The organism is Pantoea sp. QMID4 (genome assembly GCF_030270445.1).
GTDB lineage: Bacteria > Pseudomonadota > Gammaproteobacteria > Enterobacterales > Enterobacteriaceae > Pantoea > Pantoea vagans.
The window spans coordinates 1-255 of record NZ_BSXL01000048.1 but is presented as its reverse complement, the minus strand read 5'-3'; the positions used below and the strand labels follow the sequence as shown (position 1 = coordinate 255).

The window sequence follows — 255 nt, the reverse complement described above, 5'->3', positions numbered from 1 at the left end:
AATCGCTGGCAACAAAGGATAAGGGTTGCGCTCGTTGCGGGACTTAACCCAACATTTCACAACACGAGCTGACGACAGCCATGCAGCACCTGTCTCAGAGTTCCCGAAGGCACCAAAGCATCTCTGCCAAGTTCTCTGGATGTCAAGAGTAGGTAAGGTTCTTCGCGTTGCATCGAATTAAACCACATGCTCCACCGCTTGTGCGGGCCCCCGTCAATTCATTTGAGTTTTAACCTTGCGGCCGTACTCCCCAGG

Annotated in this window: 1 rRNA gene; it reads right to left on the bottom strand. The window is 52.5% G+C overall.

What is annotated here, in order from left to right:
* Window positions 1-255: ribosomal RNA gene (locus QSK07_RS22775) — 16S ribosomal RNA — on the bottom strand; the annotation flags it as partial.